This window comes from Xanthomarina gelatinilytica, assembly GCF_000348685.1.
Lineage (GTDB): Bacteria > Bacteroidota > Bacteroidia > Flavobacteriales > Flavobacteriaceae > Xanthomarina > Xanthomarina gelatinilytica.
The window spans coordinates 16,164-32,229 of sequence record NZ_ANLA01000020.1 but is presented as its reverse complement, the minus strand read 5'-3'; the positions used below and the strand labels follow the sequence as shown (position 1 = coordinate 32,229).

Sequence of the window (16,066 nt, the reverse complement as noted above, 5' to 3'; positions counted from 1 at the left end):
GGATTAAATCTTGGTGACAAAGGTATTAAATTACCATGTCAAACAAAAAAATAACCTTATTTTTGTTTCAAAATCATTCGCATTGAAAATTACATTTTTAGGCACAGGAACATCTCAAGGAATCCCAGTTATTGGAAGCACTCATCCTGTTTGTTTAAGTTCAAATTTTAAAGATAAGCGCCTTCGGGTTTCTGTTTTAATTCAATGGGACAACTATACATACGTTATTGATTGTGGTCCTGATTTTAGACAACAAATGCTTAGGGCAGACTGTACTAAAATGGACGGGATATTATTCACTCACGAACATGCAGACCATACAGCAGGTTTGGACGACATAAGACCGTTCTTTTTTAAACAAGGCGATATTCCCATTTATGCCCATAAACGAGTTATAAAGGAACTAAAGCGTAGATTTGACTATATTTTTGAAACCGAAAACAAATATCCCGGAGCTCCCAATGTGCTGATTAACAAAATTAAAAACAAACCTTTTTCACTGCATAATATGAAAGTGGTTCCTATAAAGGGCTTACACTACAATTTACAGGTTTTTGGTTTTAGGTTCGATAGGTTTGCTTACTTAACAGATATGAAAACCATTGAAGACAAAGAAGTTGACAAACTAAAAGGTTTAGATGTATTGGTTGTGAATGCATTGAAAAAAGAACCTCATGTGTCGCACTTTACCCTTGACGAAGCTTTAGCTTTTATAAAAAAAGTAAATCCCAAAAAAGCTTATTTAACACATATCAGTCATCTATTGGGATTTCATGACGAAGTGCAACAACAGTTGCCGGAAAACGTTTTTTTGGCTTACGATAACTTACAAATTACCATATAATGAAGAATAGAATATTTATGTACCTCTTTATTTTTACACTTTTACTAGTTGTATTTCAATATGTGAATTCTAAAAATATCATAAAAAGTTACGATAAAAAATATGAAAGGAGTTTGGAAAAAAACCAAGTCTATCACGATACCATTTCCAATTTAAGGGACGAGGTTTTGGCTCTTTCAGAATTTAAATTAGACCATACCGAAGCTGCCCTAAGCTATTTTGAAGATAGAGGCTATAAAGTGTCTGAACTTATTCCTTTTATAAAAGACGAAATTTACGAACTTAATGTTATGAAAGGAGAGGAACATCCTTTGATTCCTTATGCGTCCATGACAGGTGGAAAAATGCTGATCAATTCCATCAGGTTGTTAAACCATAAATGGATCATTGCAAATTTTTCCGATGGAAAATATTGGGGAGAATTATTGATTGGTTATGAAATAACCGAAGACGAGCAATTAAAATTCAAATTGATCGATTCGTTTTTATATCCAACTCAATAACAGTCTAGATTTTATCAGTTAACCACTTTCTGAATTCATGGAAATTTTGTGGTGCCACACCATGGCCAACAGGAAATTCGGAGTAGGTGTGATCAATGTTTAAAGCTTCTAAAAATTTAGGAGCTTTTCTTGCCCACTCTACAGGTAATACTTGGTCCACATTGCCATGAGAACAATAAAAGCTTAAATGGGAATAATCTTTTTCAGAGACATGTTCTGGGATTATATTCGCATTGATATAACCACTCAAGGCAATAACCTGTTTTACTTTTTCTGGATAGGTTAAAGCTACTGCATAACATAAAATAGTGCCTTGGCTAAAACCCAAAAGTGTGACATTGTCTTTGTTTACTGGATATTTGGCACAAGCTTCATCTATAAATCCCGCAATTAAATCCCTAGAGGATTTGGCTTGTTCATCATCGCTCCATTTATTTTGTTCTGCATCAAAATTTATGGCATACCAAGCGTTCCCGAAAGGTTGTAATTTATAAGGCGCTTTTAGGGAAATGATAAATAGTTCGTCTGGAAGTTCAGAGGCAAACGAAAATAAATCGTTCTCATCACTTCCATAACCATGGCACATGATTAATAGTGGCGCATTTTCCTTTAAGCTTGAAGGTCTTGTAATATATGATAAACTCAAAATCTATAGTTTTTATTAATTAATGTTTTTAAACCATTCTTGGAATTTTTCACCAATAACAGGAATGGGTCTGGCTTCTCCCTTGGCAGCATAAAACAATCCAAATAACCAGCAAACAAAGGTTACAATCCAAAAACTGGTTCCTAACCAGCTGTTTACATAGGCTTCCACCAAATTTGAAAAAATAAGCATGATGATTAATCCCAGCATTTGCCTTACATGATAAAAGGTAAACGGATTCCTTTTTTCAAGGTTCATGATTATGGCAATTATTAAGCCTACAAAGGTTAAATAACTAACAATGGCAAGTGTTTTTCCTTCTTGAATGGTTTGTTCTGTCATGTCTTTAATTTAAAACAAGTTTGTTGTTGGATACAATACCATAAACCTGTCCTTTGGTTTCATGGTTTTCAAAAATGGCATTTTTTGAAGTGGATTTTATATTTTCCTTTGTAAATGTTTGTGAGCCATTTGGATTGAAAAGACTTAAATCAGCTTTGTTTCCAATGGCTATTTCATGTGTGTTTATGCCAAATCTATTTTTTCCCCTGGTTAAAAAATCAATGGTTTTTTTTGTGCTAAAATGGGTATTTAAAATTCCAAATGCAGATTCCAAACCAATGGTTCCATAAGCTGCTAAATCAAATTCTATTTTTTTATGCTCAATATCCATGGGATTGTGGTCGCTTGTTACCATATCAATTGTACCATCTTTCAATCCTTCTATCAAGGTATCAATATCCTTTTGCGTACGCAAAGGAGGCAGTACTTTGCAATTGGTGTTGAAGGTGGTTAAGGCTTCATCAGTTAATATTAAATTATGAATGGCCACACTGCAACTTACATTTAGTTTTTTTTGTTTGGCTGCCCGAATAAGTTCAACGGATTTTGCTGTGGAAATGGTAGGAATATGTAGTTTCCCTTCGGTATATTCCAGTAAAAACAAATCCCTTGCAACTTGCAGTTCCTCTGCCATGTTGGGAATGCCTTTCAAGCCTAAAGAGGTACTTGTGAATTCTTCGTTCATGACACCTTTGCCCGAAATTTTGTTTTCCTGAGGAAAAGAAAGTACCAATCCATCAAAATTGCTGGCATACTGTAAGGCAATTTTAAGCAAGTTTGGGTTATCTATAGACGTTTTATAATCACCAAAAGCTATGGCTCCAGCCTGTTTCATATCAAAAAGTTCAGCCAGGTCAATGCCTTTGCCTTCTTTTGTTAAAGAACCAATAGGGTAGAGGCTTACAGCGTGTTTTTTTGCCTTACTTTTTATAAAGGACACATCTGCATTGCAGTCTATTACTGGATTGGTGTTAGGGTTAAGTGCCACAGAAGTAAACCCAGAAAGCGCAGCTGTTCTTAAACCGTTTTCTATGGTTTCCCTTTCTTCGTAACCAGGTTCACCAAAACTAACACTACTATCAAACCAACCTTGTGAAACATGTAAATTGTCTAAATGGATTTCCTTAATGTTTTTGGAATTTTTTATGGCTTTTGAAATTTGTGAAATCACACCATTTTCAATAAGGATATCGACTGTTTGATTGTGAAAATCACTTTTAGAGTCAATAATTGTGGCTGATTTTAAGAGTACGTTCATTTAAAATATTTTAAGATGAGCATTTCGATGGCTAAAAAAACCAATGCAAAAATAACAAACCATTTCCATAGCTCGTTAATTTTCGAGTCACTTTTTAAGGTATCAAACAAATCTGAAACAGAATCTGAAACCTGAACATGCTGAAAGGTAGAAAGATCTTGATATTGTAAAATGCTTTCGTCCCTTTCATAATTATAGCTTACATGTTCAATAAATTCAGAGTTGTTTGTAATACTGTAGGTTCCAGAAACAACTGGAGTTTCGGTTGTGGTTATTTGTACTTTATTATTAAAATATTGCTGTTGTGGAATAAGACTTTCTTCACCTAAGGATAAGGTTAAAATTTCATCTTGCTGTAGTGTTACTGGAACATCAAAGGTGTTTTCCCTTCCAATCACTTGATAGAGCTTTGAGGTTTTTAAACTTTGTTTACCCATATTATACAACGTTGGGACGATTAAAGGTGAATTTTTAAAATTGGATTGTTCAGTTTTAAAAGAGGCTGAAAAGATATATGATTGACCGTTTTTACTTAAAAAAGCTTTCCCGTCTTCAAATTTTAAAGGAACGGTTGCATTTGAGGCAAGCATGGGATAATAGTGTCCTGTTTTAGGATATTGAAAATTGGAAACTTCTTTTTGGAACACATCTTTGTAAAGTGGATGTGAAAAATTGATGTTCGTAATTCGTTTTTCTGTGGTTTGGAGGGCTTCAAAACGCGTGTTAAAAGTTAAAAGCAAATCGTTGTAGGATTGCAGATCTATTTTTTCTGACGGAATAACAACTATAAAGCCACCATTTTCCGTAAATGCTTTTAAGGCTGTGGTTAAAGAAATTGGAATGCGTTCCAGCTCGTTTAAAACAATTAAATTTTGTTGGTCGATATCGCTATAGTTCAATTCCGTTGCGGCTTCTGAAGTAAAAATGAATTCGTTATCCGTAAAAATACGTTGTAAAAAAACATCATCTGTCTCAGTAATGGCAAGCACTTTGGCTTTGTTGGCTTTGTTGATGTTAAAAAACAAATTATTGTCAAAATTTAAATTCACATCATCAATCACAATGTTTCCCAAAACTTCCTCTTGATTGGTTATCGTAAAATTTGCAGTTGCTGTATCTGCAATATCAATGGATGTTTTGGCAATTAACTTATCATGGCTATATAGGGAAACTGGTACATTTTTAAGCTCTGGACCTTGATTGCTAATGTTTGCTGTCAATTCAATGTTTAGAGGTGTTTTATTGGAAACGTATAAACTATCAATAGATAGGTTTTTGGTGTTAACTGGTTGTAGTTGAACCGCATGTATGGTCACTAAAGAATCCAAAACGGGTTTAAACAATGATGCCTTGGTTTGAAAATCTGAAACCAGCACCAATTGCTTAAGATGTCCAGATTGGTTGTTGAACAATTGTTTGCCTTTTAACAGAACAGCATCATAGTTTAGCTGATTGGAAGAATACCCAAGTTGTAACAATTGGTTTTTTATGGCTCCAAGGTTGGTGTTTTTATAGGTTTCGTTATTGGTAAATAGGGTTAGGTTTTCTGTATGATCCACATGGTTTAAAAGATCTTGTACAGCACGTTTTAAAAGTTCCCCTTGTTCCCCTTTGGCCTGCATGCTAAAAGAGTTGTCCAAATAAACCACTGTTTCTCTTTTGGTATTTAGCTGGTTGGTTTTTGAGGTATAAGGTTGTGCAAAAGCCAGAATTAAGGCTGCTAAAAGCAACATTCTTGTACATAAAATCAACCATTTTTTTAATTGGGAGCTTTTTCTGGTTTGAGAGGTTACTTTTTTTAAAAAAGCCACATTGGTAAATGCCTGCTTTTTAAATTTTCTAAGTTGAAATAAATGAATAAGAATTGGGATAAGCAGTGCAAATAAAGCGTAAAGAAGTTCAGGATGTTTAAACTGCATTCTTATTAGTTTATTTACAAAAATAGTGTTTACTATGAAATAGAAAACCTTTTAACAACAAATTAAATAAAATCCTGTCATAAATTTCCAAATTCTAATTTCAGGTTTCAAATTTTTGTTAGGATGATTGGGACTGCTTGAAAAACATAACGCCATAAGACCTCTTTCAGCAAAAGAAAAAATAATCTTCCATTTCCATTTTATCATGGGTTTTAAAAAAAGCCCGAATGGCTTTTTGAGACTGTTTGTTGGCAACGGTTACAATACTTTGAGCATCTTGTATGCTGTTTAAATAGGTAAAACCAAAGAGTTCTTGATTGTAGATGTGCTTTCCAATTTTTTTAGGATTATTGCAAATCCAGATAAAGTCAACTCCTTTGTCTATTAAGAGTTTGGCAATGCTTTTACCTTTAAAACCTGCTCCCCAAAGCACCAAAGGTCTGGTTGGATTGTAGTCCAATTCCAAAAAATAGTTCAGTTTAATTTCCAAAAAATAGTTTTGGGCATAATGTTCATGGGTTCTGGAGGTTCTGGTACTGTAATCTCTCCAATAGTGTAACAATTGATTGCAAGGAATCACCTTGTATTGGTATTTGTAAAACCTAAAGGTTAAATCGTAATCTTCCGGATAATCGTTGGGGTTAAAAGCGTCACAAGCCACCAAATCGTCTTTGTGAATCATCCAGCAAGGAGATGGAATAACACACTCCTTGTAAATTTCGGAATAATTGCTTCCAGTTTGCGTTAATTGGTTCAACCACCTTTCATAACTATTGTAACCATCACTTATGCCTTCTTCACTAAAATAGGACACCAAACCTGTAGCCACATGTTTTTTACCATAGGTCTGTAGGTTCTTTAAAAGTACTTCAAGTTTATTGGAAGACATGATGTCATCGCTGTCCATTCGCGTAATATAACATCCAGAGCTTTTGCTAAACCCCATTCTTAGAGCTTCAATAATGCCACTGCCCGAATTTTTATAAAGCTTTATTCTGGAATCTTGTTTGGCATACTCACGCACTAGCTTGTAACCATCATCTGTGGAGCCATCATCAACAATCAATAATTCCCAATGTGTATAAGTTTGGCTTTTAATGGACGCCAAGCACTCTGGCAAGAAGGCTGCTGTGTTTTTAAATGGCGTCAAGATGCTAATTAAAGGGTTTTGCATGCCACGAATATAGTTTTTTATGTTAAATCTGTCTAAAGTTAAAAAAGTATCTATGGGAACAGTCCGTAAATTTCTAAAGATTTTTAATTGGAAGCAGTTCAGGTAGCTTTAAAGATATCTGTCTAAATGTATTTTAACAAAAAGTTAAGGTAAAAAAGTGTAACACATTGTATTTTTGGGCGTCATACTGACAATTTAAAAAACCATTCACATGAAGAAATTATTAACCCTTTTTGGCATCAGTGTATTTCTTGTTGCCTGTGGCTCATCCACAAAAACCACTTCCGACTTAGCAGTAAGCAATCCTATTGAAACTTCAATAGATTTAACAAAAGTTACAAACGATCAAGTTCCAGTAACCATTAATCCAGGTCGATTTACAGTAGAAACGGTTACTTACAGGTTGCCTAAAGTTGTTCAAGGTACTTATTCCATAAGTGATTTTGGAAAGTATGTTGAAAACTTAAAAGCTTTTGATTACAATGGAAACGAATTAACTGTAAATAAAATTGACACCAATTCCTGGACCATTGCTAATGCAACCAATCTAGATTACCTAACTTATTGGGTTAACGATACCTTTGATGTGGAGGTATCTGGAGGTATTGGTGGTGATACACCATTTTCGCCAGCAGGTACAAATATTGAGCCAGATAATTATGTGTTGAATTTACACGGTTTTATAGGGTATTTTGATTCTTTAAAAAACAATCAGTATAAATTGGATGTGACTGCTCCAGCCGATTTTGTTCGTACTTCTGCTTTGCAGAATGTCTCAGAAAAAACAAGTGACGATGGCAAAACCATTACTACCAGTTATTTTGCACCTAGATATTTTGACATTACCGACAACCCAATGATGTATGGAAACTTGGATGTTGAAACCTTCCAGGTTGGCGATATTAAAATTGTTTTGAGTGTTTTTTCACCTAACCAAACGCATACTGCAAAACAAATAGGTGAAACCATGAAAACCATGATGCAGGCACAAAAAGCATATTTGGGTGATATAGACAGCACACCTCGTTACGATATTTACTTATATTTATCTCGTGGTGATGCAGATTCCCCTAAAGGATTTGGAGCTCTGGAGCATCATACATCCACAGTTGTGGTTATGCCAGAAGGAATGCCTTTTGAAGCACTTGCCGAAAGTATGGTAGATGTGGTATCTCATGAGTTTTTCCATATTGTAACGCCTTTAAGTGTGCATTCAGAAGATGTTCATTATTTTGATTACAACAACCCAACATTTTCCAAGCATTTATGGATGTATGAAGGTGTTACCGAATATTTTGCCACCTTATTTCAAGTAGATCAAGGTTTGGTATCCGAAGAAGAATTCTACAGTAAAATCATGGGTAAAATACAAACAGCTTCAGGAATGAACGACACCATGAGTTTTACCATCATGAGTGAAAATATTTTAGACGAACCTTATGCCAGTCAGTATTATAACGTGTATCAAAAAGGTGCTTTAATAGGCATGTGTATAGATATCTTAATGCGTGAGGAAAGTAATGGAAACAGAGGAATCCTTTCGCTAATGAAAGAATTGTCCAATAAATATGGTAAAAACAAACCATTTGAAGACGATAAACTAATTGCTGAAATTACAGCCATGACCTATCCATCTGTTGGAGAGTTCTTAAACACGCATGTAGTTGGAGATGTACCAATCAATTATGAGACATTTTTTGCCAAAGTAGGACTTGAGCTGGGCGAAAGCAAAGTAGAAACCAACTTGGTGCAAAATAATGGAGCTTTAATTTTTGGTGCCAATCAAGACAGTGGAACCATTTATTTTAATGGTTTGGTGACTCAAAATAGCTTTTGGAATGACAATGGTGTGAAACCAAACGACATTATAAAATCCATTGATGGAGAAAAAGTGTCTTTACAAACAGCCAATCAAGTATTTCAAAAAGTGTTTATGTGGCAACCAGGTACAGCGATTGAAGTTGTATTGGATAGAGATGGAGAAGAAGTTGTGATTAAAACAAATGTGGAAACATCTTATACCATAGGAAGAACCTTGGTTCCAAACCCTAATGCTACAGACGCTCAAATCGCTTTGCGCAAGGCTTGGTTAAAAGGATAGAAGAAAAATTTTAGATTGTAGATTTACAGTTTAAGAAGTAAAAAGCCTGATGATTTTTCATCAGGCTTTTTTATGTTTAATACTTAGCAGATCCTTTAGAAGCAGAGTCTTTAATAAACTGTCTAATATCATCTGTGGAAGACTTTAAATCTTCATTTCTTAAATACATCATGTGGCCACTTCTATAGGCTTTAAAACTAACGCGATCTTTCATTTTACCACTTGGATCCATTTGTCCAATGGTGTATTTTGCAGCAAAATAAGTAGTGGCTCCATCATAATAACCCGATTGTACCAAGACCTTTAAATACGGATTTTGTGCCATGGCTTGACGCAAAGCTTCCCTAGTCTCATCGTTTTGTCTGTCCCAAGGATGCACGTCGCCAAACATGTTATATTTTACATCTGTTTTAAAGTTCAGTTCTTCCCTAAGGTAATAATTTATTGCTGGAGTAAAAGAATGTAGCCAAGAGCTTAATTCTGCGTTGTAATCTGGTGAATTTCCTGCTGTCATTTTATCAATTCCAAGATAACGTGAGTCTAATCTTCCAATGGTAAACCCTTTATCACGCAACAATTCTTTCCAGAAAAAACGTGTAGGCACATTTAAATTATGGTCTAAAATAGCTTTTTTGTCCAAACCAGAATACAGACTCATTGTTTCTGCCACACGCTCTTTTTCTTCTGAAGAAATAAATCCACCTTTTGCTAAAGCTGGCATTAAATCATTAATGGCAAAGGTCTCAACTTCAGGTAAAATATCCAGTAAATCCTTTTGCTGCAGTGTTGCAGGCAATGCTTTTTGGTGCCAAGCTGCTGCCGTAAAATACGGTAAGTTTAAAGCTGAATATATAGGTTGATTGGTGGAATATATTTTATAATCGGCAGGAGAGACCAAAATAACCCCATTTAAATACATCCATTGACTGTTTTGTAATTCCTTGGATAAACCCATAACCCTTGGACCTCCATAACTCTCACCAATTAAATACTTTGGAGATTCCCATCTATTGTGTCTGGTTACAAAGGTGTTCATCCATTCTGCTAAATATTTTATATCTGCATTGATCCCGAAAAAGGTTTTTCTGTCAGGAAGTTTTCCGTCTTTATTTTCAACCATTCGGGAATAACCTGTATTTACCGGATCCACAAAAACAATGTCGGCAACATCCAATATGGCATTCGGATTGTCTGTAACTCCATAAGGTTGCACAGGATAGCCTTCATCATCTATATTTAACACCACTGGACCAGTATATGCAATATGCATCCAAACAGATGCTGAGCCAGGTCCACCATTAAAGGAAAAAATGATAGGTCGTTTTTCAGGAGAACTGTTGCTTTTTTTATAATATGTGTAAAATAAAGTGGCAATGGGCTCTCCGTTAGTGTCCCAAACAGGTTGTGTTCCAGCAGTTGCTTCATAGGATAAGGCTTGGCCTTTAATTTGTATGGAGTGCTTGGTAACAACCATGGTATCCAATGGAATTTTGTTTCCCTGTGAAAAAAGTAAGTTGGAAATAGTAAAAAAAGCTAATAGAAAGACTTGTTTTTTCATTAAAATGTGATTTTAGGTCTAAATATAAAATGTTTCAGTGAAACCTGATTTTTTAATCTGTTAAAATCCTTCAAAGACTCCCAAACCAAAAAGCGCAAAATCATATTTTACTGGATCTGTGGCATCAAGTATTCTAAGATTTTCATCTAACTCCCTAAGGGCTTTGGCATCGTTTTGCTTGCGTTTTAATAGACCCAGTTTTCTAGCGACATTTCCAGAGTGCACATCTAATGGACAAGATAATTGGGAAGGAGAAAGGGTCTTCCATATGCCAAAATCCACTCCAGTTTGATCTGTTCTAACCATCCAACGCAAAAACATGTTGATTCTTTTGGCAGCTGAATTCTTTAACGGATCACTTACATGCTTTTGGGTTCTTGGTAGGTGTTCTATTTCAAAAAAAACTTTTTTAAAATGATGGATGGCAGCTTGTAAAGATGTTTGTTTGTTTGCTACTGAAAACACCTGTTCCAAGCCATGATGGTTGTTGTAAATATGCTGCAAACCTTTCACAAACGTGATAAAATCTGTTCCATTAAAAGTTCTATGTACAAAAGGCAACAAGGATTGCAAATCCTGTTCTTGATGGTTTTTTACAAAATCGAATGGAGAATGGTCCATATATTCCATCATTCGTTTAGCGTTGTTAATGATGCTTTTTCTATTTCCCCAGGCAATGGTAGCAGTTAAAAACCCTGAAATCTCTATATCTTCTTTCTTGTTGAAGAGGTGAGGAATTTGAATGGGATCGCTTTCAATAAATTCGGGACGATTGTATTCCAAGACTTTAACGTCTAAAAATTCTTTTAATTCTGTTTGCTTCAATGGACCTACATTTTAAACACTAAAAATATGAAAAATTGGAGGATTCTGTTTTGAAATAATCCTTTAAAAAAAAGTACCTTCGTTAAGTGTAATTCAATTTTATAGAAACCATGTCTGTTGATTATAACACCATACAAATTCCATTGATAAAAGCCAAGGAAATTGCTAAACGCCTTTATAATGTTGAGGGGGAGTTCAAAACACTGCCTGGAGAGTTGGACTTTAACTTTTTAATTGAAACGAAGAGGGAAAACTATATTTTAAAGATTAGCAGACCAAACCAAGATTTGGAGCCTTTAAGGTTTCAGCAAGCCATATTTCAACACCTTGCAAACAGTCAGTTGGTTTCGCCTAAAGCTTTTCCCGATTTACTGGGAAATGACATTCGTATTATTGAAGACGTTCAAGGACTTAAAAGAGCTGTTAGGTTGCTATCATGGATAGATGGAAGACTTTGGTCTTCAGTGAATCCCATTACAGACAAGTTGCTTTATGGGTTAGGGCTTGAAGCCGGAAAAATAACCTGTGCTTTATCTACTTTTAAACACCCAATTGCGCAAAGGTCTTTTGATTGGGATTTGGCTCAGGCAGCATGGACTTTTAAGCATATCAACTTGTTTTCCAAATCACAAAAGCATCTTGTTGTATATTTTCAAAAGCAATACGAAGGATTTCAAAACAACTATAAAAAGCTTCGAAAAAGTGTTGTCCATAACGATGCCAATGATAACAATATTTTGGTTTCCAACAAGTTGATAGATCCAGAAGTGGTAGCAATTATTGATTACGGAGATGCCATTTACACGCAAACCATAAACGATTTGGCTGTAGCGATAGCCTATGCCATTATGGACAAACCTGATGCACTTTCGGCAGCCTTGCCCATTGTTTCTGGTTATCACAGTCAGTTTCCATTATTGGAAGAAGAGCTTTTTTTCTTATACCATTTGGTAGCCATGCGTTTGGTGATTAGTGTTACCAAATCTGCAATAAATAAGCAAAAAGAACCCAATAACAAATATTTGTCAATTAGCGAAAAACCAGCTTGGGACCTTTTAGAAAAATGGAGAGCCATAAATGAGAACTTGGCACACTATAGTTTTCGTAATGCCTGTGGGTTTGCAGCGCATCCTAAGGAAACAGTGTTTTTAGAGTGGTTCAAAAAACAAGCTGTGGCATTAAACCAATTTTTTCCAACCTTGAATTTCAATCAGGTTTATACTTTAGATATGAGTGTAGGCAGTAAATGGTTGGGACATGAAAGTGAATATAACGATTTGGAACTTTGCAGTTTTAAAATCAATAGACTTCAAAACGAAAAACCTAAAACATTGTTCGCAGGAGGTTATCTGGAAGTGCGACCTTTTTACAGTACCAATGCCTATAAAAAAGAAGGAAATTCTGGTCCAGAATATAGAACCACACATTTGGGTGTTGATTTTTGGGTGAAAGAAAACACACCAATCCATGCGCCTCTTGATGGTGAAGTATTCAGTATTTACAACAATGGAAATGATAAGGATTATGGGCCAACACTCATCCTAAAACACCAAACAGATTCAGGGATTCCTTTTTTTACCTTATATGGACATTTGTCTGAAAGCAGTATGACCTTGGTTACAACAGGGCAGCAAATTCATGCTAACGATTTGATAGCCTATGTTGGCAATGCCAATGAAAATGGCAGTTGGTCGCCACATTTACATTTTCAAATTATGCTGGATATGTTGGATTACACTCAGGATTTTCCTGGTGTTGCTTTTCCAAATCAAGTGCCTGTCTGGAAACGTATTTGTCCCAATCCCAACCTATTGTTTAAATACGAAGGTTTAAACGAGCACACAAAAACACCCAATGACATCATCATTGATTTCAGAAAAAAACATCTGGGAAAAAGTTTGAGCTTATCGTATAAAGAACCTTTAAAGATGGAACGTGGTTCTGGTGTATACTTATTTGATGCAACTGGAAGAAAATATCTGGATACTGTTAATAACGTGGCACATGTTGGCCACGAGCATCCTCAGGTTGTAAAAGCTGGACAAGAGCAAATGGCTGTATTGAATACCAATTCACGCTATTTGCATGACAATATCAATAATTTTGCAAATGCTTTGTTGGCAACCTTTCCAAAAGAGTTATCTGTGGTCCACTTTGTTAATTCAGGTAGTGAAGCCAATGAACTTGCTTTACGAATGGTAAAAGCCTTTACCAACGCCAAGGATATGTTGGCAGTTGAAATAGGTTATCATGGAAACACCAATGCCTGTATAGATATCAGTTCCTATAAATTTGATGGCAAAGGAGGTCAAGGCGCTCCAGAACATACACATATTGTACCACTTCCAGATAGCTTTAGAGGTTTGTATCAAGGCGAAAATACAGCTGAATCATATGCCAAACATATAGATGAACAAATTGATGTCATTCATTCAAAAGGAAGAAAACTAGCTGGTTTTATTTGTGAAAGCATCATTAGTTGTGGTGGACAAATAGAATTACCTGAAAACTATTTAAAATTGGCTTACCAGTCTGTTAGAAAAGCTGGAGGTCTTTGTATTGCAGACGAAGTACAAACAGGTTGCGGACGAGTAGGCGAGACGTTTTGGGGATTTCAATTGCATGGTGTGGTTCCAGATATAGTAACCATTGGAAAACCCATAGGAAATGGGCATCCGCTAGCTGCAGTTGTTTGTACCCAAGAGGTGGCAAATGCTTTTGCAAATGGTATGGAATACTTTAACACCTTTGGTGGTAATCCAGTGTCTTGCGCCATTGGAAATAAGGTTTTACAGGTAATCAAAGAAGAAAAACTTCAAGAAAATGCTTTAAGAGTTGGCAGCTACTTAAAAGATAATTTGATAAAACTTCAAAAAACATTTTCCATAATAGGTGATGTAAGAGGACAGGGTTTATTTTTAGGCTTTGAATTAACAGATAAGCACAAACGCCCTTTACCAGAAAAGGCAACGTTTTTAGCCAATAGAATGAAGGATTTTGGTATTTTAATGAGTACAGATGGCAAGGATAACAATGCCTTAAAAATCAAGCCTCCATTGGTTTTTTCAAGAAATCATGCAGACGAATTATTGTACAGACTGGAACAGATTTTTAATGAAGATTTCATGAGAAATTTCTAAGCCAAAGGTTTGAAAACCTTGCAAAACCTGTGATACAGGTCTTAATTTTTTTTAATGCTTTGTTTTAAAATAAAAACCATCTTTCAAATCTTCAGTTCTTTGCTGAGGGATCACTTTAAAGTTCGTTTTAAAATACTCCAATTGTTGAGCGTTTAAAGCAGGTAGAGGTGTGTTTCCGGTTCCCCAGAAAAAATTGATGTTCTTTGGTGTGTTAATGTGCGTGTTTCCAAGGTTTATGGTTTGGTAATCTTTAGCAAACCGACTATTTCCATGTGGCTCAATCAAATAACTTGTGGAAAAAGTACTTGTTTTCAGGTTTGGGATATTAAAAACCAATGGAATCAAAACGGCTAAAACACTAAGCACTAAAAAACGTTTTGCCAAGCTTTCAGAGGTGATGATTTTAGATATCAATAAAAGAGAGAGTATAAATACAAAAGGCATGTAAAACCTAAATTGAGGTGAGGTTATAAATAACACAACAAGTTGCAATAAGGCAATGACATAAATAAATAGAATGGCTTTATTGTTCTTAAATTTCTTTATGAAAATAATAAACAAGCATAAAACCAGGATCATGATTTTATTGAACACACCATCCATTCCAGTTTGAAACATCCATGTTTTAATTAAATCTAAATAGGTGCTATTGCTATACACTTCTGGAGTTACAGCATAGCCATAAGCTTTGGCATACTTATAAAAATAGGTCTCAATATGTACCGGCAAACTCCAACTGGCTTTTAATGATCCTATTCCAACCATTGGATAGATGGCATTTCCAGTTATCAAAATGTTTTTCATAACAATAAGGCTTAAAGTTGCCAACGCAACAAGCCAAACCAAGAACGAATATTGTTTTACATGGTTATAGTGTTTTATGTAAATTACCATTGGAAAAAGTACAAAAACTATGGTTGTTACTTTAATGAGAATCAAAAAAGAAGTGAGCATGACCAAAGATATCAAGCCATTTTTACTACAGGCATGGTAATTCATTAAAAACCCATAAAAAAGAAATAATGAAATAATATAGACAGCTAAATCGGGTGAAGGAGAACTAACAAACTGAAACAAAAAGACATTAAAAATAGGGAAGAGGCCTATTGCCAAATCCAAAGGATTGTTTTTAAATTTAAAATAATGGTTCAATTTTACAAGTGCATAATAATTTGCAAGCAAGAGACACAGTCCGTTTAAATCGTTAAAACGATCATATATAAAATTAAAATTAAAAGCACTTTGTAGTATATGCCAACCACTATTTTGTCCTAAAAAGAGATGGAGGTTTATAAGGCCATTTACCAACCCAAACTCATTCAACCACGCGATAGTTTGTATGTAATACGATTCGTTGTCCAATAAGGATGGAGCTGAAGCAGATTGTGCTAAAATCAATACCAAAATTACGGCTAATATAATTTTAACAAAATTGGATGTTTTTTGAAATTCCTGTTTAAATAAAGTTAAGTAATTGATTATTAATGAATGGTTTGTAAAAATAAAACAAACTAAAACAATCAATAGAAAGATAAAGAACTTCCAATCTATGGCTGCAAATATGGCCCAACAACCAGCCAATAATGTTAAGGTAAAGAATCCATGAAAAATAACCAAAACGGGATTGACTTCTTGCAATTTCAATAACCGATTGACACTAACTCCAACCACTATCGCAAAGGTTAAAATAAGGACCCAAGAAAGAAGGATTAATAACATGAAATATTACGGTTGGTTTTGTCTAATGTTTTTAGTT

12 protein-coding genes are annotated in these 16,066 nt (G+C 35.0%); 4 read left to right on the top strand and 8 right to left on the bottom strand.

The features are described 5' to 3' along the window. The first annotated feature begins 82 nt into the window (after window positions 1-82). Entirely contained in the window at window positions 83-844 is a 762-nt protein-coding gene (locus tag D778_RS12130) for an MBL fold metallo-hydrolase (RefSeq protein ID WP_007651138.1), read from the top strand. After that, window positions 844-1,347, top strand: coding sequence for a hypothetical protein (locus D778_RS12125; RefSeq protein ID WP_040492403.1), 504 nt, complete (start codon window positions 844-846; stop codon window positions 1,345-1,347). The genes D778_RS12130 and D778_RS12125 overlap by 1 nt, the downstream gene beginning before the upstream one ends. A 4-nt stretch (window positions 1,348-1,351) precedes the next feature. Here D778_RS12125 and D778_RS12120 read toward each other — a convergent pair whose 3' ends face one another. The 5 genes from D778_RS12120 to D778_RS12100 all read right to left on the bottom strand — a co-directional run bounded on the left by D778_RS12120 (window position 1,352) and on the right by D778_RS12100 (window position 6,686). Further along, window positions 1,352-1,993 (bottom strand): alpha/beta hydrolase, encoded by a 642-nt coding sequence (locus D778_RS12120; protein WP_007651133.1) that lies wholly within the window; start codon window positions 1,991-1,993, stop codon window positions 1,352-1,354. Window positions 1,994-2,008: 15 nt separating this feature from the next. Next, complete coding sequence (locus tag D778_RS12115; RefSeq protein ID WP_007651132.1) at window positions 2,009-2,335, bottom strand: DUF4870 domain-containing protein; 327 nt, start codon at window positions 2,333-2,335, stop codon at window positions 2,009-2,011. Between the two features lie 4 nt (window positions 2,336-2,339). After that, on the bottom strand, window positions 2,340-3,593 hold the full coding sequence (locus tag D778_RS12110) for a dihydroorotase (RefSeq protein WP_007651126.1): 1,254 nt from the start codon (window positions 3,591-3,593) through the stop codon (window positions 2,340-2,342). Beyond that, window positions 3,590-5,512 carry a BatA domain-containing protein gene (locus D778_RS12105; RefSeq protein ID WP_007651125.1) on the bottom strand — a complete coding sequence of 641 codons (1,923 nt, stop codon included), beginning with the start codon at window positions 5,510-5,512 and terminating at the stop codon, window positions 3,590-3,592. Before D778_RS12105 ends, D778_RS12110 begins: the two co-directional genes overlap by 4 nt. A gap of 166 nt (window positions 5,513-5,678) precedes the next feature. Next, a complete protein-coding gene (locus D778_RS12100) occupies window positions 5,679-6,686 on the bottom strand; it encodes a glycosyltransferase family 2 protein (RefSeq protein WP_007651124.1) in 1,008 nt (335 codons plus the stop codon). Window positions 6,687-6,897: 211 nt separating this feature from the next. On the opposite strand from D778_RS12100, the gene D778_RS12095 reads away from it, so the two are divergent. Next, window positions 6,898-8,787 carry a M61 family metallopeptidase gene (locus D778_RS12095; protein ID WP_007651123.1) on the top strand — a complete coding sequence of 630 codons (1,890 nt, stop codon included), beginning with the start codon at window positions 6,898-6,900 and terminating at the stop codon, window positions 8,785-8,787. Window positions 8,788-8,863: 76 nt separating this feature from the next. Here the strand turns inward: D778_RS12095 and D778_RS12090 are convergent, their stop codons facing one another. Both D778_RS12090 and D778_RS12085 read right to left on the bottom strand, forming a co-directional pair. Next, entirely contained in the window at window positions 8,864-10,345 is a 1,482-nt protein-coding gene (locus tag D778_RS12090) for a S10 family peptidase (RefSeq protein ID WP_007651122.1), read from the bottom strand. A 60-nt stretch (window positions 10,346-10,405) separates the two neighbouring features. Then, complete coding sequence (locus tag D778_RS12085; RefSeq protein WP_007651121.1) at window positions 10,406-11,170, bottom strand: TIGR02757 family protein; 765 nt, start codon at window positions 11,168-11,170, stop codon at window positions 10,406-10,408. Window positions 11,171-11,280: 110 nt separating this feature from the next. Between D778_RS12085 and D778_RS12080 the strand changes: the two genes are divergently transcribed. Continuing rightward, a complete protein-coding gene (locus D778_RS12080; protein ID WP_007651120.1) occupies window positions 11,281-14,310 on the top strand; it encodes an aminotransferase class III-fold pyridoxal phosphate-dependent enzyme in 3,030 nt (1,009 codons plus the stop codon). A 51-nt stretch (window positions 14,311-14,361) separates the two neighbouring features. Here D778_RS12080 and D778_RS12075 read toward each other — a convergent pair whose 3' ends face one another. Then, complete coding sequence (locus D778_RS12075) at window positions 14,362-16,029, bottom strand: LIC_10190 family membrane protein (protein ID WP_007651119.1); 1,668 nt, start codon at window positions 16,027-16,029, stop codon at window positions 14,362-14,364. Window positions 16,030-16,066: the final 37 nt, after the last annotated feature.

What these genes read in the sequence shown, in the direction of transcription:
- D778_RS12080 (WP_007651120.1), top strand. Translation starts at nt 11,281, where the DNA reads ATGTCTGTTGATTATAACACCATACAAATTCCATTGATAAAAGCCAAG.
- D778_RS12095 (WP_007651123.1), top strand. Translation starts at nt 6,898, where the DNA reads ATGAAGAAATTATTAACCCTTTTTGGCATCAGTGTATTTCTTGTTGCC.
- D778_RS12090 (WP_007651122.1), bottom strand. Translation starts at nt 10,345, where the DNA reads ATGAAAAAACAAGTCTTTCTATTAGCTTTTTTTACTATTTCCAACTTA.
- D778_RS12075 (WP_007651119.1), bottom strand. Translation starts at nt 16,029, where the DNA reads ATGTTATTAATCCTTCTTTCTTGGGTCCTTATTTTAACCTTTGCGATA.
- D778_RS12105 (WP_007651125.1), bottom strand. Translation starts at nt 5,512, where the DNA reads ATGCAGTTTAAACATCCTGAACTTCTTTACGCTTTATTTGCACTGCTT.
- D778_RS12110 (WP_007651126.1), bottom strand. Translation starts at nt 3,593, where the DNA reads ATGAACGTACTCTTAAAATCAGCCACAATTATTGACTCTAAAAGTGAT.
- D778_RS12125 (WP_040492403.1), top strand. Translation starts at nt 844, where the DNA reads ATGAAGAATAGAATATTTATGTACCTCTTTATTTTTACACTTTTACTA.
- D778_RS12100 (WP_007651124.1), bottom strand. Translation starts at nt 6,686, where the DNA reads ATGCAAAACCCTTTAATTAGCATCTTGACGCCATTTAAAAACACAGCA.
- D778_RS12115 (WP_007651132.1), bottom strand. Translation starts at nt 2,335, where the DNA reads ATGACAGAACAAACCATTCAAGAAGGAAAAACACTTGCCATTGTTAGT.